This is a genomic window from Roseofilum reptotaenium CS-1145, from assembly GCF_028330985.1.
In the GTDB taxonomy this organism is placed as follows: Bacteria; Cyanobacteriota; Cyanobacteriia; order Cyanobacteriales; family Desertifilaceae; genus Roseofilum; species Roseofilum reptotaenium.
The window spans coordinates 53104-74248 of sequence record NZ_JAQMUE010000074.1 but is presented as its reverse complement, the minus strand read 5'-3'; the positions used below and the strand labels follow the sequence as shown (position 1 = coordinate 74248).

General features: G+C 44.4%; 19 protein-coding genes and 1 pseudogene. 11 read left to right on the top strand and 9 right to left on the bottom strand.

Annotated features, from left to right (window positions below; translation table 11 throughout):
• Positions 1-26: 26 nt before the first annotated feature.
• The gene (locus PN466_RS12860; RefSeq protein ID WP_271940037.1) at positions 27-2468 is read right to left on the bottom strand and encodes a tetratricopeptide repeat-containing S1 family peptidase; all 2442 of its coding nucleotides are present in this window, start codon (positions 2466-2468) and stop codon (positions 27-29) included.
• A 680-nt stretch (positions 2469-3148) separates the two neighbouring features.
• Entirely contained in the window at positions 3149-3673 is a 525-nt protein-coding gene (locus PN466_RS12855; RefSeq protein WP_271940036.1) for a COP23 domain-containing protein, read from the bottom strand.
• 229 nt (positions 3674-3902) lie between these two features.
• Here PN466_RS12855 and PN466_RS12850 point away from each other — a divergent pair, with 229 nt between their 5' ends.
• Positions 3903-4721, top strand: a complete 819-nt coding sequence (locus PN466_RS12850) for an SH3 domain-containing protein (protein ID WP_271940035.1) — start codon at positions 3903-3905, stop codon at positions 4719-4721.
• A gap of 298 nt (positions 4722-5019) precedes the next feature.
• Positions 5020-5205, top strand: coding sequence for a photosystem II assembly protein Psb35 (gene psb35, locus PN466_RS12845; RefSeq protein ID WP_271940138.1), 186 nt, complete (start codon positions 5020-5022; stop codon positions 5203-5205).
• A gap of 29 nt (positions 5206-5234) precedes the next feature.
• Here the strand turns inward: psb35 and PN466_RS12840 are convergent, their stop codons facing one another.
• Complete coding sequence (locus PN466_RS12840; protein ID WP_271940034.1) at positions 5235-6572, bottom strand: 16S rRNA (cytosine(967)-C(5))-methyltransferase; 1338 nt, start codon at positions 6570-6572, stop codon at positions 5235-5237.
• Positions 6573-6944: 372 nt separating this feature from the next.
• Between PN466_RS12840 and PN466_RS12835 the strand changes: the two are divergent.
• Together PN466_RS12835 and PN466_RS12830 are read left to right on the top strand one after the other, a co-directional pair.
• Positions 6945-7130, top strand: a pseudogene (locus PN466_RS12835) (HEPN domain-containing protein); the annotation flags it as partial.
• A gap of 25 nt (positions 7131-7155) precedes the next feature.
• Entirely contained in the window at positions 7156-7752 is a 597-nt protein-coding gene (locus PN466_RS12830; protein ID WP_271940032.1) for a DUF6940 family protein, read from the top strand.
• Between the two features lie 232 nt (positions 7753-7984).
• On the opposite strand, the gene PN466_RS12825 is transcribed toward PN466_RS12830, so the two are convergent.
• The 3 genes from PN466_RS12825 to PN466_RS12815 form a co-directional block, all read right to left on the bottom strand.
• A complete protein-coding gene (locus tag PN466_RS12825) occupies positions 7985-9241 on the bottom strand; it encodes a B12-binding domain-containing radical SAM protein (protein ID WP_271940031.1) in 1257 nt (418 codons plus the stop codon).
• A gap of 515 nt (positions 9242-9756) precedes the next feature.
• Complete coding sequence (locus PN466_RS12820) at positions 9757-11373, bottom strand: XDD3 family exosortase-dependent surface protein (RefSeq protein WP_271940030.1); 1617 nt, start codon at positions 11371-11373, stop codon at positions 9757-9759.
• Between the two features lie 354 nt (positions 11374-11727).
• Positions 11728-13197 carry a DASH family cryptochrome gene (locus PN466_RS12815; RefSeq protein WP_271940029.1) on the bottom strand — a complete coding sequence of 490 codons (1470 nt, stop codon included), beginning with the start codon at positions 13195-13197 and terminating at the stop codon, positions 11728-11730.
• A 120-nt stretch (positions 13198-13317) separates the two neighbouring features.
• Between PN466_RS12815 and PN466_RS12810 the strand changes: the two genes are divergently transcribed.
• Positions 13318-13935: a hypothetical protein gene (locus tag PN466_RS12810; protein WP_271940028.1), complete on the top strand. Its 618-nt coding sequence runs from the start codon at positions 13318-13320 to the stop codon at positions 13933-13935.
• A gap of 182 nt (positions 13936-14117) precedes the next feature.
• On the top strand, positions 14118-14891 hold the full coding sequence (locus PN466_RS12805) for a hypothetical protein (protein WP_271940027.1): 774 nt from the start codon (positions 14118-14120) through the stop codon (positions 14889-14891).
• 266 nt (positions 14892-15157) lie between these two features.
• Here PN466_RS12805 and PN466_RS12800 read toward each other — a convergent pair whose 3' ends face one another.
• Positions 15158-15586: a DUF302 domain-containing protein gene (locus PN466_RS12800; protein ID WP_271940026.1), complete on the bottom strand. Its 429-nt coding sequence runs from the start codon at positions 15584-15586 to the stop codon at positions 15158-15160.
• A gap of 304 nt (positions 15587-15890) precedes the next feature.
• On the opposite strand from PN466_RS12800, the gene PN466_RS12795 reads away from it, so the two are divergent.
• Complete coding sequence (locus PN466_RS12795; RefSeq protein ID WP_271940025.1) at positions 15891-16106, top strand: hypothetical protein; 216 nt, start codon at positions 15891-15893, stop codon at positions 16104-16106.
• Positions 16107-16529: 423 nt separating this feature from the next.
• On the opposite strand, the gene PN466_RS12790 is transcribed toward PN466_RS12795, so the two are convergent.
• A complete protein-coding gene (locus PN466_RS12790; protein WP_271940024.1) occupies positions 16530-16757 on the bottom strand; it encodes a hypothetical protein in 228 nt (75 codons plus the stop codon).
• Here PN466_RS12790 and PN466_RS12785 point away from each other — a divergent pair.
• The 4 genes from PN466_RS12785 to PN466_RS12770 all read left to right on the top strand — a co-directional run bounded on the left by PN466_RS12785 (position 16756) and on the right by PN466_RS12770 (position 20738).
• Positions 16756-18588 carry an NAD(P)H-quinone oxidoreductase subunit F gene (locus tag PN466_RS12785; RefSeq protein WP_271940023.1) on the top strand — a complete coding sequence of 611 codons (1833 nt, stop codon included), beginning with the start codon at positions 16756-16758 and terminating at the stop codon, positions 18586-18588. The two genes, PN466_RS12790 and PN466_RS12785, sit on opposite strands and share 2 nt — an antisense overlap.
• Positions 18589-18600: 12 nt before the next feature.
• Positions 18601-20100 carry an NADH-quinone oxidoreductase subunit M gene (locus PN466_RS12780; RefSeq protein WP_271940022.1) on the top strand — a complete coding sequence of 500 codons (1500 nt, stop codon included), beginning with the start codon at positions 18601-18603 and terminating at the stop codon, positions 20098-20100.
• Positions 20101-20114: 14 nt separating this feature from the next.
• A complete protein-coding gene (locus tag PN466_RS12775; RefSeq protein ID WP_271940021.1) occupies positions 20115-20489 on the top strand; it encodes a DNA-binding protein in 375 nt (124 codons plus the stop codon).
• A gap of 120 nt (positions 20490-20609) precedes the next feature.
• Positions 20610-20738: a hypothetical protein gene (locus PN466_RS12770; protein ID WP_271940020.1), complete on the top strand. Its 129-nt coding sequence runs from the start codon at positions 20610-20612 to the stop codon at positions 20736-20738.
• 73 nt (positions 20739-20811) lie between these two features.
• On the opposite strand, the gene PN466_RS12765 is transcribed toward PN466_RS12770, so the two are convergent.
• Positions 20812-21141 carry a type II toxin-antitoxin system RelE/ParE family toxin gene (locus tag PN466_RS12765; RefSeq protein WP_271940019.1) on the bottom strand — a complete coding sequence of 110 codons (330 nt, stop codon included), beginning with the start codon at positions 21139-21141 and terminating at the stop codon, positions 20812-20814.
• Positions 21142-21145: the final 4 nt, after the last annotated feature.

Genomic DNA, 21145 nt, shown 5'->3' with positions numbered 1-21145 from the left:
CCCATCTCCCCATTCCTCCATCACCCTCAACTGCCCAATTGCTTCAAAGCGTCCAGGGCGCGTTTAAAATTTGTAACATCTGCTTGAGTATCAAAAAGCGCAGCAGCTTGTTGTAAATCAGAGATCGCCCCTTGCTGATCTCCAATTCGAGACCGGGCTAACCCCCGGTTTCCGTAGGTAAAAGCATTCTGAGGTTCAAGTTCTAGCGCTCGACTATAATCGGCGATCGCATCTTGCCATTGTTCTTTCCCAGCATAGCGATTGCCTCGATTGAGATAAGCCAGAGCTAAATTTAACATTAAGGTCACGTTCTGGGAATCCCCATGGGAAATCACCCGTAATTTTCCCGTGACTGCTCCTCTCATATCTCCCCGATTTTCATAGATCATCGCCATATTTTCTGGTAAATTCAAAGGAGATGAATGATCCCATAAAGCCTGATGTTCACCCCCCTCCTGATCGGCGATCTGGGCGGAAAGGCCAACCCCTTGATCTCTATGCCATAATTTCAGAGCTTCTTCATACACCTGAATTGCCTCTGAGTAGCGCTGGAGTCTTTGTAATAAATGACCTTGTAGCTCTTGGAGATGAATATCATGAGGAACTAAAGTAATCGCCTGTTCAATGGATTTCAGAGCTTCATCATATCGATTTAACCAGACTAGCTCTTCTGCTCGCGCCCGCCAAGCCGGTGCAAAGGTGCCCTCACTTTCAGTAATGGCTTCTTCAAAAGCAGCTAATGCCTCGTTGTAGCGTTTTTGAAAGCGCAACATCATGCCTAAACCGTACCAAGCTTGATAGAAAGATTGATCCTGTTGAATAGCCCAATTAAAGGCCAGCATTGCTTCTTCGTACTGCTCCAATTGCCAGAGGTTCATGCCATAATTAAACCAGGCAATCTTATCCGTACTACTCCCTGGTATTTCCAAATGTTTCAACAGAGAGTCCCGGATATGCTCAAGTGCAGTGGCGTGTAACTGCGGGGGAGGATTAGAGTCTAACTTTAGCCAGGCGGGATCAATTTCCACAGAAGAGGCTAAGTCCAAAAAGGTCTCAATGGGGATTCCCACTCCATAGCCCAACTTCAGGGGACGAATTTCCCCCTCTTCATCTTCTTTAATTTCTCCCGAACCCCGACCATGAACCCCAATCACATGACCTTGAGTATCTAATATTAATCCTCCACTCATTCCTGGAGCAGTCAAATTAGAGTAAACCATTTCATAGCCATAGGTTAGAGATAAAGACTCAATTCCCGGTTGCCTTTGGGTTACTTCTAGGGCACTTTGGATCTGGGAATCCTGACTGAGCAACCGCCCAGTACTTAAGAGGCGTGTGGGAGGATGGGAGGTTCGCTTTGGAGAAGATACTGGCCAACCGGATACAAAGACATAATTTAAGCTCTCGGAGCTACGCCAATCATAGTTTCCTAACGTCGCGACTTGATACGGTCGATGACTCTCAAATTCTACAATGGCTAAATCTACACCTTTTAGAGGTCGTATTTGTTCTGGGTTGATGGGGTAACACTGACCATCTGGAGCCACCAGGTGATAATCCGTTGGGTTACGGATAACATGTTCGGCGGTTAAGGCATAATAGGTTGAATTATTCTGGCCAATGATGATCCCAGAGCCAATACTTTTAGAGTTAGCAATCAAGACCGTTGTTTTTTGGGCGATCGCATCCACTTGGTGAACTAAGTTCAGATTAACCCATTCTGGAACAGCTTCAGCGATTCGGTGTATGGGAATACCCCAAGCCACTTCTCTCATTTGATTTTGCAAGGGAACCTTAGGTCGAGATCCATCCTCAAAAACATAGGGATTGCCCCAGAGAGGGTAAGGCATCATGCCATTAATACTCATCAGTTCTCCCCTCAAATTTAGGACTGGGCCCCCACTCATCCCTTTATAAATATCGTTGGTATATCCGATCTGATATCCCTGTTGTAGGGATTGATCGGGAATCAATGTAATTTCGCCTTTGGTTAAATTCAAAGTTTGTGTCTCATCTGAAAATCCCGCTGCTATAACTTTTTCATTGATCATTAACGTCGCCGATGATCCCAGTTGAGCAACTTGATAATCCTCTGATGATTGGAATTGTAGGAGTTCTACATCTTGCTGATTCAGAGGTAAATCTTGGAGAACCCTAGCTCGATAAACCCGACCATCAGGCATTTCGATCTGATAAGAATCTCCTGTCGCAATGACATGACGAGTCGTTAAAACCGTATAAATTGCTCCATCTCGGTGAATTAAGGTTCCTGAACCCCCAGTGGTTCCAGTATTTACCTTAACTGTAATTGTCTGAGCTATGTTTTTTATTTCTGTATATGATAAGCTAGTTCCACTAGGAGTATGGTTACAGAGAGGATAAGACACTTGCTCATGAAGCAGTTTTAAGGATAGCCCTAGGGATAAACTGCTTACACCAGCCACCAACACTATCACGAGGCGTTTCATTGTTAATCCACTCCCAATCTATGAATTACCCTCATCCCACCTCTATTCTGATGGGCTTGGCTTGCTAAAATGCACTCCTCCATATCACATAATACCGTTTATGGGAATAGGGGTAAAACCCCTTGTATGAAATTCGAGGTAGCTTCCCACCCCTCTACGAAAGCAAGTATCCAAATTTATGCCAATAAGTAGGACTAGAAAAACAGTCCAACAGAAAGAACAGTAGGAACTTAAAAGAGAGAGATTAATCAGAAAGACTATTTTGTAGTTCATTCAGTTCAGTCAATTGTCCGGATCATCAGAGCATTACTCGTGAATTATTCTTTCAGTAGTCCTCATTTTTGAGTGCAAAAAATTACATGTTGCTCCCTTGAAACCGAGGGATTGAATCTAAATCACCCATCAAGGTTGAGTTGGGTCTTTGGTGTCATTTAATTGAGCTATTAAGTATAAAAAAGCACTGAGCCAATTGAGTAAGTGAACAACAGTAGTGAGGAAGAAAGAACACTTAACACAAGGGCAGTTTAAACACTAGCTACGGTTGTGTTGAGTTTATTAATTAGTGTAGCGAGAAAAATGGATCAATTCAAGTTTGCGAACAAAAATTAGGGAGTTAGTTCAATAGAGAAAAGACAAAAAAAGAACCGATCTCGGTTCCTAAGAATATTTTTTAGCTCTGACTAACGAGAATTTACTGAATCATTTTCTACGGTAGCTTGATCCATGAGTTGGTTTAAATCAATATAGATTTGATCCGTATTTGACCCTTGTAATAAAGGATTTAAACCATATTGACCGACATCAAATAAATCCTGAATGACACGACTTGCACTCTCTCCTGGTTGGAGGGTAAACAGGAGTCCTGTACAGGGTCCTCCCAAGACACTAGAGACACAAATGACATCCAGACCATCTTGAATACCCGTAGTGATAAAATTAGCAATTCCCTGTTCCTGGTAGGTTTGTAGGCGATTGGAAACTTGTTCGCATCGAGTCTGAGGATCGTAGCCAAAAGGCGTAAAATATTCAGAAACCCAGCGAATAATGGGAATATTTCCTCTAGGAACGAGAGCAAGCGTTGTGGGAATACCATCACGGGAAGCGCCACAAGCAAAGGTTTGAGTTTGATTGCTCTTGATTTGGGCGGTTGCCCCAACCGCCAATAAGGACAATATCAAGGCTGTAACTGTAGATTTGAGCTTCATAGGAGTATTTGGGATAACTGAAGCTAGACAAAAAAAATACAAAGGTGGACAACTGACTATGCTAGTTCAGGTTCTACTTTACCATTTCTGACTCCGGAATAAAGAACCGGATCAAAGGGGATTTGATGATATATCCTTAACTGAAAAGACTAAAGGGCAGAAGATCGCACTCCAACAGCAGTGGGTCATAGCTTGCTCAGGATTCAGATTACTTGAGGAGTATAGCAGTATGAAATACGGCCTTCATGGGTTAGTCGTTTTCGGATTAATGATGGCTCATTTTCCAGGTCGATCGCTACCAGCGATCGCCTCTCCAATACCATCCTATGTGTCCCAGGCTGAAGATATTACCGGAGAATGTCGGGCTGCTGGTCGGGGAACTTTCATCCACTACGAACCTAGTGATGATTCGGGCAAAATTCGTGCCCTTCAAGTCAACGATCGGGTGATCTTAGGGGGAAACGTACAAAATGGATGGATCGCTATCACTGAGCCAACTGTAGGTTTTGTCCGTACTAGAGACCTCAAACTCTGTACAACGGAAAAAATTACCCTCTGTGCTAGTGTGGGTACATTTATTTATCAAGACCCTTCTACCGGATCTAAACCGATTAGAAGTGTTCTTCCTGATGAATCTGTTGTGATGACAACAGAGTTAGTAGATGGATGGCGTACGGTACTAGAACCCCGTCCGGGATTTATTCAACAAGGGCGCTTAAAGGAGTGTGAAGAGTCCTCTTCAAGAGTTCCTGCTCTACCGAGTCGTACCTCAACTGCTCTGGCTCAACCCAGCACGAGTTTATGTCATCGAGTTACCCCTTTAGTTGATGATGGTCTCAATGTGCGCTCTGTACCTACGGAAGCAGGGACGGTTGTTGAGACTTTAACTCCAGGAACTTTGGTCATGCTGCGATCGACAACAGCTCGAATGGATAGTACCGGGCGATCTTGGGTTTCTATCATTTCCCCAGTCTCCGGTTGGGTTTCGGATGGGTTTGAGGGAAATAAACGCAATTTAAGGCCTGTCTCGTGTGGGACTACTCGATAAACGCAAGAGGGACAAGGCAATAGCTTTTGGTACGTCGGGTTTTAGCGTTTGATCGGGTAGCTTATGATATAGCAGAAAAAAGGAGAGTTAGGACATTTTCTATTGCCTATTGCCTAAAACCATAACCTAACTGTCCTAACCAACTCATTCACTGCGATAGCTGTAAGAGTGAACGGCTGTTCGCTCTTACAATCCGGTCTGATAGATAGTTGAAAGGATTATAAATTAGTGGTTTGGGCGATCAATTGCCGAAACCGCTATATCCTGAAAGATGACTTTTAAAACAGGACTTCATCGTATGTTAATCCTCATGGAAGCTGGATCGTTTCCTCTCGCCTTTACCCTGGTTTATGTGGTTGGATTTATTGCTGCGGTGGCGATCGGTTCGATCGCCTGGTACAACTCTAAGCGCCCCGCAGGATGGGAAGATGCAGAAAAACCCGATTATATTCCCGACATGAATAAAGACAAAACGGACTCTTAAAGCTTTGTTCTCCTCTAGTGCGTAGCGCTCTACGTGAGTTGGAGACGCACCATAAAAAAGCCATCCATCTGATGACGGTGAGGCCAAATCTTAATCCAGCCTTCAGGGGTAGACAAATGAGCTAAGGGTTCCGGCGATCGCACGGGAGAAATCTTCCACTGGGGGTTCTGGTCTAAAAAGAGGCTAATCACCTGCTCATTTTCCTGGGGGTCGAGGGTACAAGTGGAGTAGACCAAAAGTCCCCCAGGTTTCACCCAAGATGCGGCTTTTGTCAACAGTTCCTGTTGTAGCATCGATAGCTGTTCAATGGACTCTGGAGACTGTCGCCACCGGGCATCGGCATGACGGTGGAGTGTCCCTAACCCGGAACAGGGAACATCAACTAAGACGCGATCGCCTTTTTGGGAAAAATCTTCAATCTCGCGCAGATCCCCCACACGGGTTTTAATTGAGTGTAAATCCAGACGTTGGGCATTTTGGTTTACCTTTTTCAAGCGCGAACCTTGGCGATCGCATCCCCAAATTGTGCCGCGATCGCCCATTAATTCGGCTAAATGGGTGGTTTTGCCTCCAGGAGCAGCACACCCATCGATCGCCACTTCTCCGGGTTGTGGATCGAGCAAATACCCCACCAGTTGGGCGCTACCATCTTGGATGCTCCACCATCCTTGCTCAAAACCGGGTAACTGCTGCACCGCTCCTACTTTTTTCAATAATCTCAACCCTTGGGGAGAATAGGGCAGTCGCTCCACCGGAATATCCGAGTCCTGGAAAGCCTTTTCGACTGCTTCCACCGAAGTTTTATGAATATTCACCCGCAGATCCAGATGGGGAGGATGGTTAAACCACTCACATAACTGTTCCGTTTCCGTTTCCCCGAGTTGGGTTAACCATTTTTCCACGATCCAGTCGGGATAACTATGGAGAATTGCCAAACGTTGGGCAACTGGATCGGGTAACTTCAGGGGATCGCCAGGTAACCTCGTATACTGTCGTAATACTCCATTTACCACTCCAGATAAGCCTCGTAAACCATTATTTTTTGCCAACTCCACCGTCGTATGCACCACCGCAGGAGCTGGAATTTGATTCAGATACCGCAGTTGATACAAGCCTAAATAGAAAATTAACCGTAAATCCGCCGGTTGCTGCTCAATCGGTTTACGAGCAAATTGACCGATCAGCGCATCGAGCGATCGCTTGCGTCGCACGACCCCATACACCAATTCTGTGACCAAACCCCGGTCTACCATTGCCAGTTGTGCCCCATTCAAGCCCCGATTTAAGGCTACATCGGTATAAGTGTCGTGGCGATCAATTTCCTTGAGAATTGAAAATGCAACTTGACGAGGATTAGCGTTAGGCATGTCAACTTTTTCTAGACCGACCCGTTAATGATAAGGGTTGGGGCGATCGCAAGAAAGCCCTTGTTTCAAAAAATAAGAAAATCTTAAGCTTACAACCGTTTTAATTCTAGCTTCTCAATTTTTGTCTCCCAAGATAGTAGGAATCATGGTCTAAAATTATCGCATAAGAAACAACAAGGAAACGGCAGCTCTTAAAACCTAGGCCGAGAAAATACAAGAAAGTATTTCTCAAAAAACAATTCCAGTCTTAGACCGTAACAACATATAGCGCTTTGCGCTAGGGAATAGGGTTGTGGTATATGGCTTTAAGGATTCAATACTGTCCCTCATAGCAGCGCAAAGCGCTGTAATTCTTGTAGGTGATATTAAAGGCGATCGGCAAAAGATGTGAAACAACCACTCAGCTTAATTGTGGATCGACGCAATAAAATTGCCCATAAACCTGACATTGATCTGAGTTTTGGTATCGGTAATCGCTGGCCGATTGATGCAATAATAGTTAATGATGCAGTTGATTTTATTGAACAAGTCGTTGAGAGTATGCATCAAATCTTCTAAACAAGTAATCCGATGAGATAATCGTATGATGTGGGAGATTGAAGCTAAGGAAATACAAGTCGGTCAGATTGTCCAATATCGTATCCGTACCGGCAAGGATTATCTGCACGTTCAAGAAGTCTTGCAACTGTGGCAAGATAACCCTGACTTTCGCTTATTTTATAGTTATATACTTGCTGATTGCCGCTTTTCTGCCTTTCGCTGGGAAATGCCTCCTTGTACTTCCCAAACTCTGGATCGCATCTTTGAATATGTACTGATTAATCAACCGAGTTTATGCCGTTCTCCCGATCCAGATGCCTTTAAGACCTATTTTGATTCAGTCTCTGTTGGGGAAACAGTGGTTAGTTTTCCCAATTTGGGCAAGGATGCTCGTTTAATTGTGCCTTGTCCAATTGGTCCTAACTCAAGTTATGTTCATTTAGCTTCCTTTGTGCGAGAGGTTCCAGAGTCTCAACAGCACGAATTATGGGCAACTATAGCTGGAGAAATGGTGGCTCAATTGAGGCGATCGCCCGTTTCACCAATTTGGTTAAATACGGCTGGCATGGGGGTTTCCTGGCTCCATATTCGCTTAGATTCTCGGCCTAAATACTATAGGTACACCCCTTATAAAGTCTGACGAATAAGAGACAACACGAACATACAGATACCGGAATTGAAACAAAAGTTATAGGTTTAACGGGTATAGCAGAGAAAGGAAGAGTGAGGACATTTTTTATTGCTCTATTACCTACTGCCTATTGCCTAAAACAATAACTTCACTGTCCTAAAAAAATCCTTCTCTGCTATAGTGTCATTGCAGACAAAATTTCCTCAGTTAACTGCTATCCAAACTTCCCAATCAACAATGTCTATGAAGTAGGGTTAAACAAGTGATTTTTGATAGAACTCATTAGGTTTCGGGTTGCATTCAAGGCACTTGCCCAGCCCCAACTTTGCTCTACCCAAAGCCAGTACAGGCCATTTTCGAGTTCTTCAGGAGTCATGTTTTGGGGTTGATATACGGCATGTGTACCATCATATTTTGACCAGTCCTTAGTTAAAATTCTCCCTTCACAATCCAGTTTTTCAAATGTCTTTGAACCAGGGAAAGGAATCATCAAATGGGGAATTGCCTTATCTATTCCTATCTCTTCGATAAAGTATCGTGCTTCTTGAAAAATCTCTTTCTCTTCCTCATCCAGACCAAAAAGAAAGTCACCCCAGACTTCTATTCCATAACTTTTGACCTTTTGGACATACTCTTTGATCCGTGCCGGCTTCACAAAGCTCTTTCCTTGGGCTTTTAACACAGCTTCTGACGGCGTTTCAATCCCAAATAGTAAAGCTTTTACCCCACCTTCTTTCGCTGCTTGCAAGAGTTCTTCATCTCTAGCGATTAAGATCGTTGTTTCTCCATAAAAATTCATGTTCAAAGGAGCCAAAGCTTTGAATAATTTTAGGGCATATTTCCGGTTTGCGGTTAAATTGTCAGAATGCAGTTCTACCCATTGAACTCCAAGCTTTTTGAGCCTTTTTACTTCTGCAACAATTTGCTCTACCGGTCTCAACTGAAATTGATCAAAGAATTCATGAACCAAACAAAAATCACAATGCATTGGGCATCCTCTCGAAACGAGAACTGACCAAGTATAATGATATCGAGAAGGGGGAATGATATCAATCGGATAAGGGTTGACTTTTGACAGGTCGAAAGGAGTTTCCCGCTTGTATTGTTTTTCTAATCGACCGTCCTGATAATCTTGCAGCAGTTGTTCCCAAATTTCTTCTGATTCCCCAATTAAAAGCGTATCTGCGTACTTTGCGGCTTCAACAGGCATAAATTTTGTATGCAGTCCTCCCAGTACAATCGCTTTGCCCTGGGCACGGAATCGATCGGCTATTTCGTAGGCTCTCAATGCATCGGGTGTAGACATGAAAATTGCAACTAGGTCTGCCTGGGAATTAAAATTGGTTTTCATGCCAATCGTCTCATCTGTCATTTCAATGTCAATCCATGCAGGTGTTGCGGCTGCTGTAGAAAAAATATTTTGCGGCGGGCCTCCAGTTTCGGCTTTGTACTTGGAAAAGTCGCTTCCTGCGGATGCTTTAATTAAATAAACTTTCATTTTCTTGCCCTCTCCTTTAGTTTAAATTTTCTAGAGGAAAACTTTGGATAATTCCGTTATGATTGGGATCTCCATTTCTTGGGATGCACCGATGAATGGCGCTAATTGACCTTTTTTGCAACGGTTCTTGAACTGTCGTTGTTGATGAGCGGATTGAGCAAAAGGAACTTTTCGGTTAATCCTTCTACTGCAACGCGACTGGTGTTACCAGGCTCAATTCTTGTTTTTTTGATAACCTCCCTTGCTTGTAATCGCTGAACCCAACTTTTCGAGAAGGTTGGGTTGTCTATGAGACTATATTAACTTAAGTGAGACATAAATGTCTATATTTTATCTCATGTTTACTCCTTCAAGGGGAGATAAGGCAGTTCAAAGCTAAACCCAGCCTTATATTTAAGCTGGTTGTCATCTGCTGAGTATTTTTCTATTGCTCTATAAAATCAACACCCCCCTTCACAATCCATATGAAGGGGGGATGAAATCAATCTGCTGGGTTAATTGAGATTCGGACAATCTTAACCTTGCTTTCTTCTGAGCAGTTGAGTACTGCCGTAGCCTAAGCCAAATAACATTAAACCAGCCAGAACAGAGGGTTCGGGTACATCAACGGGATCTTCAAACTCAGAGACGGTGGTGACGGTGCGATCGCTCGCTGAAGTCCGTACTCCATATTTTTCCTCCAAGACCTGTTCTTTGGCCTCAGCTTGTGCAACAATCTCCTGGCGCATACCGGCAAGAATGTCTTGAATCTCCCGCTCTAAATCTTTACGCTTTTGTTTTTGCACATTGCGTTCGGCGATCGCTGCTTTGCGACGTGCAGTCGGTTCTACCATCGCTTCTTCATTGTCTACATATCTAGGGTTATCTGCACGGATTTGATTAATCAGGTTGCCATAAGCACGGTTTGCCGTTTTCCAGTCATCCTGAGCTGTGGCTAAAGCCTCTGTTCCGTACTTCTCATTAATCTTCTGGATTTCCTTGTTGGCGTTCTTAATCTCATCCTGGAGGAACTTGCGGTATTTCTCGTCTTTGGTGTTCCAGGTGGGATCGTTGGCTTCTCTCTCATTCAACTCGGCAATCTGCCCTTCTGTTTTAGAAATCAACTTAACCTGCTTTTGAATTTTATTCGCTGCATTTCTGACGTTTAAAGCGGCTTGTCGATTAGCCCAGATTTCATTGAAACCAGGAGTTCCTGTCCGAATCTCTTTGTTCTCTTCGTGATGGTCTTTAATTTCTTTATTCCAGATCCGCTTTTGTTCAGCCTGGAGACGATTATACTCATCCTTGATGGTCTGGAAGTCATCATCCCAAATCCATTCCACACCTAGTTGTTCGGCTTGCTCATCTAGAGGGAGCGGTTGGGTCAAAGCCTTGAGATTGAATTCAAAGGCAATGAGGTGTTCTCCTGCATGATCAAATCCAGAAGCATCAAATCCTAAATCACTCAAACGAGTGCTGTCAACAAAGGAAAATCCATCATTGTAGGCACGAGTTCCTTGAGCCATCACATTGTATCCTGGCCCAGTGAGGTTGTAGTAGGGGTTATTCCCACCTAGCTCATTGGATTGGATATCTCCAAAGAAGTTGGTGACATCAGAGTCCACCAAATCCATGTAGTTGCTATAGGTGCGGTGACCAAAGTTGTGCATGCCTACCCCTTGAGCGGTCACACTATTGTAAACACCGACTTCAGGAGCATTAGAATCATTGGCTTGGGAGAAGTGAATCGCAAAGAGCTTACCGGCGTTTTGAGCTTCTTCAAAGGTTTGCTTACCAGAAGTGAAGAAGAGGTCACCCCAAGCGATCGCGTTGCTACTGCGATCGCGTCCTTCGCCATTAATGCTTGTGTTCCCAGTCATCACCACAACGACTTTCCCATCGTTGGTTACCGTAGTAGCCATTCCTCGCATGTCGTATAGCGGGCCGTCTGTATTATCTCCAACTGCATCTTGAGTGAATTGCCAACCATTGATGTTTTGGTTTCTCTGGTGGGCCATGCCATCATTGTTACAATCGAGGAAAACGCTGAACGTTCCTCCTAAAGAGGCTGCTTGTGCAGGGGAGGTAAAGAGTGTAGCTAAACCGAGAGTCGTTAATGTTCCAAGGAACTGAGTTGTCGTCTTGTAGGTCATGATTAATTCTGCTAAAACTCTGTCTGTTGTTGTTTGTCTTTTTTGATATCACCCTCTCATGAGAAGCGGGATGATATCCTTTAGAAGCACACGTATCTCTCAGAATAATTTAAATCATCCATTTCCGTAAATTGTCGAGAATACTGAATTGAGGTTGAAAGAAACTTAAAGCGTATAGGGGGATTCTATCATGTGATTAATTAATCCTGTGAAAATACGGATCTTTAACCAAAGATTTATGAAAGATATACTCTCCACTATCTTGAGTAAGGGTTGATACGGGGATAGGGGGACGCTCCAGACGCGGGCAACTCCAGACACGCAGATGAAGGCAATTCTATTACTCCCTATTCCCTAAGATTTAGTAATCTCATAAATATGGCGATTCATTTGCATCGATTCACTTAAATCGACCATCGGTAAAGGATAATCCACCCCCATCTGCACACCAAACCGTTTTTGTTCCACTGCTAATAACTTCCACGGTTGATGAATTTTAGTCGGTGGAACATGGGCTAATTCAGGCAACCAATGCTTAACATATTGTCCTTTAGGATCATACTCTTGAGATTGTTTAGCAATATTAAAATAGCGGAATCCACGTCCATCATTGCCAACTCCTGCCAAATAATTCCAATTTCCCCAATTGCTACAGGGATCATAATCGATTAAACACGATTCAAACCATTCCGCGCCCATGCGCCAATCCATACCCAAATTTTTGGTCAGAAAACTGGCGACATTTTGCCGACCTCGATTCGACATAAACCCAGTGGTGGATAACTCTCTCATATTGGCATCTACTAAAGGAAATCCGGTAATTCCCTGTTGCCAGCGTTCAAATTGTTTCCAATCCTGTTTCCAGGGTAAAGATAATCCTTGCAGTCCAGAAGCGTAAAAAATTTTATTCCCATGTTTGGCACAAATGAAGCGAAAATAATCGCGCCACATGAGTTCAAAAATTAGCCAATAAGTCGATTCATTTTTGATTCGTTCCGATTCATAGTTTTGCACTTCTTCATGAATCAAACGGGGAGATAGACAACCGAAGGTTAACCAGGGAGAAAATTTAGAGGAGCCATCTGCCCCTAACATTTGATTGCGAGTTTTTTTATAATGTTCTAAATGATTGCCCTGCCAAATATAATCTTGTATCCGTTGTAGTCCTGCTTTTTCTCCACCCCTGAAAAATAAAACGGCTCTTGGATCGGAGCGGGGGTGTTCTAGTCCCCACTCTTCTAAGCTGGGGAGAGTTCCCAGATCGAGGTTAAGGGAATTCGGTAAGGGTGGAAGAGCATCAGGAGTCGGAAGGGTAGGACGTACCCTAGAGCTTTTTTCAACGGGTTTCCGATAGGAGGTAAAGACTTCGGGGATCTCGGCGATCGCCCAAGGTAAGTCTTCAGGGTGGTACAATGTAGACCCCCAAAAGCCCTGGGTACTAATCTGATGTTGGCTTAAGGCTTTATTGAGTTCAGTTTCTACTAACTTTTCTTCTGCTGTGACTTCCTGATGATAATAAAGGGCACTGACGTTTAGGGTTATGGCTAACTGGGCAATCACGTTTTCCGGTAAGCCTTGGCGGATAATCAGATCGCTCCCTAGATCTCTTAAGGTTTGGCGCAAATTAGCAACACTTTCCAGGAGAAACTTAGCTCGAAAAACCCCCATCTTGGAAAACCCAAAAGAGGTGTTCTGTAACCAACGAGAGTCAAAACAATATACAGGAATCACCACAGCGCCGGTTTTCAGGGCTTGGTTTAGGGGTTCATGATCGTGCGATCGTAGATCGTTACGATACCAAAGAAGGATGGGTTTTTGGCTCATCAGTCTACGAGATCTCCTGGTGATATTTGCCTAGGGGATGGATCGATTGATTTAGCAGGCTTTTCTTCAGTTTGCCATAAAAGAGAAAGGCTTTATAAGATTGAATCGATAAACCGGGTAATGAACATGGCGAATTTGGCGGTATTGGAACAAACAGTAGCATCTATGTTTAATCCCCAAGTGGTGGCTCCTCCTGCGGGGGAAGTAGTAGAGGAACTGTTGGCTTGGGAAAAGTTGGCGAAAAGGGAGAAAACGCCCTATGGCTTCGAGCAACTGAGCGGAGCTTGGCGCTTATGTTGGATCACGGGGGAAAAACAGGGGCGATCGCTCAATTTAACGCAGATGAGGTTAGCGCAGACCTTACTGCGATTGATTCCGATTCAATTGGTGTATCGTCCGTTGGCTGATTTAGAAGGTATCGATCAAGAGAAATTTGAAGCGGGGGAAGTAGAGAACCGGATTCAAATTGGTTTGTTTACTCTAGTGGTTTTTGGGCCGGCTAAACGGTTAAAGTCTAATTCCCTGCTAGCTTTTGACTTTACCACCATGCAAATCAAGTTCTTCGATAAAGTCTTATTTTCTACTCTGATTCGCAACGGAGAAAATCGCAATGCCCGATTTTATGGTGCGCCCATCCGCGAACTGGCGTTTTTCAACTATTTTTTAGTCCAAGATAAGTTGATTGCTGCTCGCGGGCGGGGCAGTGGGTTAGCCTTGTGGGGACGCAGTGCTGGTTGAGTCATAGACTTCTGGCAGAAGGTGAGGGAATAGGGGAGAGGGGGAGAAATAAACCCATACCCTCATGCATTAGATTTCCTCCGTTGTTGCACTTTAGCGCTCCGAACATTTTAGGGCTAAACCCCTACAACGAATTGCAGCTAATGCACTATTTTAGACGAAACAATAGTTAAAAGAAAAGAATGAAAAAAATAGCGGGAAAAATAATTTTGCTGCTAGCGATCAATTACTTGGCGGCATTTGTTTTTCAGTTGGGTTTCCTGATGGGAATAATCTACAGAGATATTTTTTTAGGGGCGGCAATAGGTTCTATATCTCTTCCTGCCCTTCTTCTACAACCCTGGTCTTTTTTTATTGTTGCTTTTTTTATTGTTGCTTCACCCTCTGGTGTATTATGGTGGCCTCTTGTGACGACGGGAATCACGATTGTACTCTACAACTTGGTTGGCAGATCGAAATTCCGGACACCAATCGACTTACTCTGCTCAACTACCCGTAGCCGAATTGCTAAGATCTGCTGGATATCTTTTGTGGTCGTGGCTTTGTCTCTTGGAGTTTCTAGGTTAGTCGATTTTCCACCCAAAAGGAGCGGGATTCCAGAATTATATTCTGTGGAGAAAGCAGTTGAAAAAATCTCACCGCTTGAAGATTCCAAATACTACTATAAAGCATCTTTTATAGACTCGGAATGGCTCTGGAAAGCAAAATTGGATGAAGAACAATTTTTTTCATTGATGTCAGACTTAGGTCTAGAGCCAAAAACCGGATTAACTGAGGAAAGTAATTTTTTTCTACAAGGCCCGTATTGGTGGGAACCCAAGATTTATGAAGGATCTATGGTCTATTCGACTCCTGAGTTTCCTGATAAAAATCGTGGCAATGATGGTTTCCATGCATTGGCATCATGGAGTCCAAATGACGAAGTCATGTTTATGTGGATAAAAGAGAATTTTTAACTTCCAACAAATCACTGGTCGTGACGGTGATATCAAGTCCGTTGAATTATAGCGCTGCGCGCTAGGGAATAGGGAATAGGGAATAGGGAATAGGGAATAGGCACGAATGGCGATAGCTTGTATTGCTTAGGCTCTAAGGCTTCAAGCTGTACTCCATAGAAGAGAGAATCCCTATAACTTGTAAGTACCATACCGCGCAGCGCTATAATTACAAGCTGTAGAGACAAGGTGTGCCTTGTCTCTACCGTGATGGCGATCGCGTACATCTAGGGGTTAATTGCTTGTTCTGTTAATCCATTGAGTGCTTCAGCAATCTTATTAATAACCTGCGCCCCACAACCCTCTAGGGCATGTCGTTGGCTGAGGTAGCGCGGATCATTATAGGCAATTTTTACGCCCTGCTCATCTTGAAAAATCAGCAGCTTCTGCGGCAAGTCAATACCGATGCTTTGCTGACACCGCATGAGTGGCGTTCCAGCCATAGGGTTACCGAAAATCACCACACGGGTAGGCGGTAGCTCTAAATTAGCATTCGCAGCGTTCTGGGTATGATCGACAGTCGTAAAAACATTCAACCCATTCGATTCAAGGACTTGAATGAAGCGTTTCTCTGTTTCTTCGACGCTATAGGCACTCGGCTTAATCACCAGACCTCTAGCCGTTCGATTTTGGGCTGTTGCTGAGGGTTGGGACATAAGGGGGCTGAGGGCAAATCCTAGACTCAATGATAGGCCCAACGCAATGAGACTTAGTTTACGCATACTCACAAACCGGAAGATTTCACCCACAGCTTATCGCTCTGGCTCTGATTTGGTAACCAACTGAGATAGAGAAGCAGAGAAGCGACGCGATCGCCTGACCGTGATCTGCGTCGCCAAGGCGGCTCAATTACCATCACAGTTCAGCTCGTATGAAGATCATCCTCCACGATGAGGGGTGTCACCCATTAAATAGAAAATTTTGAAGACAATAAAAACATAAGAAATGAGGAAGAATACCATGCTATCCACAAAAGAAAGACTATCTGACTACATCTCACATCTGTTTGCTTCAGTCGGAGCCATGAATGCAATCTCTGCCGAAGAATTCTTCTTCTTGCAAGTCATGTCCCAAACCTTTGGAGTTGGAACCGAAGAACACAAAGCCGCTTGTCGCATCCTAAGAGGAGTACAACGAGGAAAGGTTCAGGTGATTGGTAAATCCTTAGCCAGCTAGGGAATCGGGAATAGGGAAACTAGGTTTTCCCACTTCTCAGTACAGGATAAGAAGCTTGAAAAGAAGAAGCAGATGGGGTTTGATCGCAATTAGCATCTTCATCACAAACCCCACGCACTACTATAATCAACTTTAAAAAGCACTTCAACCCCATTGGGGATAACATAAAATTAAAGCATTTTTTATAACTTTATTTTTGCTTGTATTACTGAATGCAACAACTCTGAATTTGAGTCAACTAGCATTAGGGTTTGAAGGTAAAGTGCTTAGTGTCCTGAGTCCTCTTGTCTCATTTAAGAAAGGGTAAGTCTCAACAACTGCAAGGGTTATGTGGGGCTTGGGGAAGGGAAAATCTCAAAGAGAGTTGCAAAGAGCGCCGTTGGTGTCTCGAATCGACTCACTTATATTGAGTGTAAGTGATGCTTATAAATCCGCTACCGATCGCACATAAGCATTCTGACCCCTGATGAAAGGGGCGATCGCCACAGCTCGATCGCGTTTGTTTTTTGATCGAGAACATTTTACAATCCAGCTTAAGGTATAGACTTTTAGCAATGCAACATCTAAAATAATGAGGCAAGAAGTAATCCTACTTGGATTGCTTAAGTCTAGCTCCTCTTTTCCTCCCCAATGGATGATTGACTCACCCATGAACACCTTCAGTCAAACGATTTGGTTAGTCCCGGCTTATGCCATCCTCGGTCTATTAATGACAATTCCTTGGTCACCGGGTTTGATTCGGCGAACCGGCCCTCGACCGGCTGGTTATATTAACTTATTAATGACATTGGCGGCTTTTATCCATAGTCTCCTCGGTTTACGGGAAGTGTGGGGTGCGCCCACTCACTATTCCCTCAATTGGCTCCATGCCGCTAATCTGGATATTACTTTTGATGTTGAAGTTTCAGCCACCACGGTCGGTGCATTAGTGGTGATTTTGGGCTTGAATATTCTCACCCAAATCTATGCCATTGGCTATATGGAAATGGATTGGGGTTGGCCCCGATTCTATGCTCTGCTGGCTGTTTTTGAGGCAGGGATGGCGGTTCTCATGCTCGCCAACTCCTTATTTTTCAGCTACGTGATGTTGGAAATCCTCACCTTGGGAACTTACCTGCTGATTGGCTTCTGGTTTAATCAGTCTCTGGTGGTGACGGGTGCAAGGGATGGGTTTCTGACCAAGCGAGTCGGTGACTTAGTTTTACTCATGGGTGTAGTTGCTCTTTACCCCCTGGCCGGAACCTGGAATTATGATGAATTAACCGTTTGGGCGAATACGGTAGAGTTGAATCCGACAGTCGCCACTTTATTGGGTTTAGCACTGCTGGCTGGACCGTTGGGGAAATGTGCCCAATTCCCCCTACAACTGTGGTTGGATGAGGCAATGGAAGGGCCGATGCCAGCAACGGTACTCCGAAATGCGGTCGTGGTTTCTACCGGGGCTTGGGTGTTAATTAAGATGCAGCCGGTTTTGGAGTTATCGCCCTTTGTGGTGAATACAGAAATTGCGGTGGGGGCGTTTACTGCCGTTAGTTGTGCGGCGATCGCCTTAGCTCAAGTGGACATTAAACGTGTATTTTCTTATGCCACCAGTAGTTATTTAGGCATTGTGTTTATCGCGGTGGGGACTGGAAACAGTCAAGGAGCGTTAATGCTGCTGTTGACCTATGCGATCGCCATGGCGCTGATGTTAATGGCGGTAGGCGGTATTATCCTAAACAATATTGCCCAGGATATTACTCAACTGGGTGGATTGTGGTCTCGTCGTCCCATTTCTGGTATTTGCTATGTAGTCGGCGCTCTCTCATTAGTAGCGGTTCCTCCCCTCGGATGTTTCTGGGGACTTGCAGAAATTGCCAATGGGTTATCCCCAACTTTATTAACCGTTTTGTTATTGGTAAATGGATTAACCGCCTGTAGTTTAGCGCGGGTGTTCGGACAACTATTTACGGGTTCCATTACAGATTGGACAAAGCGATCGCCAGAAGGATTATGGGCACTCGTTTTACCGATGATGGTTTTACTCGGTGTTGCCCTCCATTTACCCCAATTATTAGCCGTTTTAGGACTATTACCTACTCTGAGTTTAGTGACACAACCCGCCTCTTTATTGCTAATTGGCTCGACTATAATCGGTGCTGGGATTGCCTTATTCCTCTATGTTGGCGACCGAATCCCCAAACCCATTAAACTTCCTGTTCCAGGAATTCAAGATTTCTTTGCCTACGATTTCTACACTGCCCAACTCTATAAAGTAACGGTCATCGCTATTGTGGGATTTCTGGCCAAATTTATTGATTGGTTCGATCGCATCTTAGTCGATGGTGCAGTGAATTTGATCGGTCTGTTCACCATCGCCAGTGGTGAAGGTTTAAAATACAACACTACGGGACAAGTACAGTTTTATGCCCTCTCGATTCTTATGGGCACCATTCTCTTTGGATTATTACTCGTTTATCCCCTAATTTCTGCTTTCCCTTAATCAACTCTCCCTATGCTATCTGCCTTACTCCTGATTCCCTTATTAGGCGCGATCGCCATTTTCCTCTATCCTAAACCCCAATCGAGTCGGGCGATCGCCACTATTGCCAGTCTTGCCAGTTTCGGTTGGAGTCTCTATTTACTCAAATTATTTGACCTCAACCCACCAGAACTGAGCGCAGTCCAATTTAGTGAATTCCATACTTGGATTCAACCCCTGGGTCTAAACTATAGTGTCGGTGTTGATGGTCTCTCCTTGCCTCTGCTGGTTCTCAATGGCCTTTTAACCCTCATTTCCCTCTACACCAACCGTAAAGATCTCGAACGCTCTCGTCTTCATGACAGCCTGATCTTACTGATTAACGGTGGAATTGCCGGCGCTCTAATGGCGCAAAACCTGCTCTTATTTATCATCTTCTATGAATTAGAACTGATTCCTTTTTACCTACTCATTGCCATTTGGGGAGGAGAAAAACGGGGTTATGCTTCAACCAAGTTTCTCCTCTATACCGCCGTTTCCGGCTTAATGGTAATCGTAGGATTCTTAGGACTTGTCTTCCTGGGTGACTCGGGTAGTTTTGAGTTTAGCGATCTAGACATCAATAGCCTGGATCTGATTACCCAAATCCTTCTCTTAACTGCACTCCTGATTGGATTTGGTATTAAAACTCCCCTAGTTCCCCTCCATACCTGGATGCCAGATACTTACGTTGAAGCCTCCCCCAGTACCACGGTACTGCTCGGTGGGATTTTCTCTAAGTTGGGAACCTATGGCTTATTGCGCTTTGGACTGCAACTGTTTCCTGTAGGTTGGGAAACCATTGCCCCAGGGTTAGCCATTATTGGGACAGTCAGCGTCATTTATGGAGCCTTAAGTGCGATCGCCCAACGGGACATTAAACGCATGGTCGCCTATAGTTCGATTGGTCACATGGGGTATATCCTGGTTGCAGGGGCGGCAGGGACTGAATTGAGTGTTTTGGGGGCGATCGCGCAAATGATTGCCCACGGCTTAATTCTCGCCCTCCTCTTCTTCCTCGTTGGTATCGTCGAACAAACCACCGGCACCCGCGATCTCGACGTTCTCAACGGCTTAATGAACCCCATTCGCGGCCTACCTCTCACCAGTGCCCTCCTGATTTTAGCCGGAATGGCTAGTGCTGGTATCCCTGGTCTAGTTGGATTTGCGGCTGAATTTATCGTCTTTCAAGGCAGTTTTGCTACCTTCCCCATTCCTACCCTACTGTGCATCCTCTCTTCAGGATTAACAGCCGTCTATTTCGTCATCTTAATTAACCGCACTTGTTTCGGTAAATTAGATAATTCTCGCGCTTATTATGCCCGCGTTACCCTGAGCGAACAATGGCCAGCCTTAGTGCTAACCGTCATTATCCTCTTTTTAGGCATTCAACCCAATTTCCTATTGCGCTGGATGGAACCAACCACCAACCGCATCGTCGCTGAACTGCATCAACCTGCTCGGATTGAAATTGCCCAAAATTTACCCTTGTAGAGGAGATCTCGACTATGAAATTAACAACTTTAGGAACATTAATTGCGGCTATTTTAGCCCTCCCCATTTCCCTCACTGTCTCTGGAGTAACCCAGGCTCAAAACACCTCTATTAGCAACTTAAATCGAGAGGAAAATACCACTATTTCTGGCACAATTATTGGTTGGGGAGAAGCCGATGAAAACGAGTTTATTCTCCAAGATTCCACCGGAACCATAGTCGTCGATGCTGGCCCCCGTTCGTCGCAAGACTTGAATCTCAATATCGGAGATGAAATCACAGTCGCCGGAGAATTCGATGATGGAGAATTTGATGCCTTTTCCCTCACCTATGCCGATGGCACAGTGGTAGACATTCGGTATCATGATGATGAAGAATATGATGACTAGCGGGTAGCCTGTACGGTGGGCAGGAGGAGTAGCGAAGCGATCATATTCAACTTCTACACCTCTTGCCCTGTCCACCCTACTAAGCTTGTTCTTGCGATCGCAGTGAAGCAGAGGTAAGTTGTGAGTCGCCTGCTTGAGTTAATTGAAGAAGAACTCAAGAAAGATCTTGAACTTCTGAAGGAGCTAGAAGACACAAGACGTTACGAAACTCGTCCAATTCGTAGGCGTAAATATGATGCTCAGATTTAACAATTAAAACAGACAATTTTTGTCGATTTCTAGAAAGGAATCTCCAGTGATTTTGCTCAAGGGTATAAAGATTTCACTCATCAATTTCAAATAAGGCTTTTAGGTCTCGATACCCACTGACAATCCTTAAAATTTCCACTCCCTCGGCGATGGGCTGCGCCCCACTAGAGGCGATCGCCCGATAAAATATCAGATAGTTATTAACGGGAAAACTGCGCGAGTCCGGCCAAAGTTCATCTCGTCGTTTCCCTAACCCCGGAAACTGAGCGAGTCTCTGGCAAGTTTGGTTAACACGCTCCATTAGCTTCTCAGCAGCATCAATACTCTGATATTCGGCAATGTAATCTAGGATGGCTTCTAAATCTCGACTGGCTGGAATGGTAAAGCGACAAATTAGATTCATAATT